Source organism: Neobacillus drentensis, assembly GCF_036965425.1.
Taxonomy (GTDB): Bacteria; Bacillota; Bacilli; order Bacillales; family Cytobacillaceae; genus Neobacillus; species Neobacillus drentensis_F.
The window spans coordinates 1-1,888 of record NZ_JBALPP010000220.1 but is presented as its reverse complement, the minus strand read 5'-3'; the positions used below and the strand labels follow the sequence as shown (position 1 = coordinate 1,888).

Annotated in this window: 2 protein-coding genes; both read right to left on the bottom strand. The window is 30.7% G+C overall.

What is annotated here, in order from left to right; genetic code table 11:
- Window positions 1-95: 95 nt before the first annotated feature.
- Window positions 96-1,289, bottom strand: coding sequence for a glycosyltransferase (locus V7161_RS30275; protein WP_335716460.1), 1,194 nt, complete (start codon window positions 1,287-1,289; stop codon window positions 96-98).
- 15 nt (window positions 1,290-1,304) lie between these two features.
- On the bottom strand, window positions 1,305-1,888 hold a 584-nt coding region (locus V7161_RS30270), incomplete at its 5' end, for a glycosyltransferase family 32 protein (protein ID WP_335716459.1).

Below are 1,888 nucleotides of genomic sequence, written 5' to 3'. Positions count from 1 at the left end.
ATAAGCAGGAATTATTATACTTACTTTTGGGACCATTCTATTCTCCTTAAGGCATTTACCATTTACCCTTTAAATAAATCTATTAAATTAATATGTTAATTAAATAATCTATAAAGTTTTTTTATCTCACTGCTATTACTGTAGTCTTTTTTTCTGCAGTTTTCAGTTAGTCTTTTTCTAACCTCGGGATGCTTGTATAATTGCTCAATTTCATCTGCAATTCCTTCAATAGATAACTCACAAATATGTCCATCAAATTCATTATGAACTTGGCTTTTTGCAGTATTATAATTGGTTATAATAACAGGCTTTGAAAGTATTTGAGCTTCTCCTACTGTTACAGCTTTACCCTCATATCTAGATGGTTGAACATACAAATCTGCTTCTTTCATATATGGATACGGATTAGTTTTCTTACCTAACAAGATAAAACAATCTTCAAGATTATTTTCCTTTATTAAAGATCTTATTAAATATTCATCTCCACCATACCCAACTATATACCAGGCGATGTCATAAAATCCCTTATCTTTTAATCTCTTTAAGGCTAATACTGCATTATCTATACCTTTGGCATGGGATAATCTTGCCACAGTGACTATTTTAAATCTACTGTCATTAGTCATTGGGTTAATTATTTCCTCATCCGCCATATTTCTAACAAACTCAGGAGAAGATATATTTTCTATAACTACAACTTTTTCTTCTAACTCTTTATATTTTTTTATGAACGACAATTTACAATCCTCTGATACAGCAACAATATGGTCAAATTTATCCCACATTTTTAGATCCATTTTTATATTTGTTTCTATAGTCGAGTAGTCAGTATGAATCCAAGCTATTTTTTTCTTGGCTTTGACTTTATCTGCAATAAAATAATGTGGCCATAAAAAACTTATTGCTACATCGTATTCCTTTTCTATTTTTGGTAGGAATGGTAGTGCATATTTCCACATTAATTGCATTTGGTAATACCCTACTTCAGTAACTCCTTTGAATTTACCTAAAATGGCTGCGCACAATTTTGAACATACTCTAGAAAAGGTTATTCCAAGTTGTCTTTCTTTCAATATTTCGCTTGTTGCCTTTCTAAATGTTGTATACTCAGGTACCTCATCCAGTAAACAAGTACTAGTGGGAAGTAAATTCAAAAACTCTCCTTGTTGTCTATATAACATTAGGTCTACACGATGATTTTTATAATCGAATGTTTCGAGTAGGCTAATTAAACTTCTCTCTACCCCTCCGACCTCCATATCAAAAGAAGAAATTAAGATATTTTTCATTTTTCACCCAGACCTTTAATTTAAAATTCTCCTAATTCTAGCAATATTGTCTCCACCTATAATTCTAGATAGCATAAATTTTACTTTACTTTTGAATCGTGCTTTAGGTGGCAACCAACTTTTATAGAAAAGATGCATCGCATATGTGTTATTAGTTATAAATTTCCTACAATTAATATAATCATAAGGAGAAAAATAAGTTTGTGGATAAAAAATAGCAATCCCATCAATTTCCTGTAATTCACCATTTCTTACTAATCCAATATTTTTTAATATTTCAGTAATTATCGCCACATTAGTTAATTCATCAAGGCTTCCATCATTTTTAATGAATTTTTTACCTTCATATGAATCTAAAAACATTTTAATAAGTTGGTTTCCTTTTGCCGCACCTATCGTACTGGTAGCAATATAGTTCTCCTGCTCAAAACCCCAAAAAGAATCGTGATGTAAAAGATCATCGAAGGATTTAAATACCTCAACATCTGTATCTAAGTATATTCCACCAAAATGATATAAAGCATAAACTCTTACATAATCACTTACAAATGCAAACCTTTTTGCTTGATAAGCCTCTTCCACGAAGGAGTTAGCAGTAA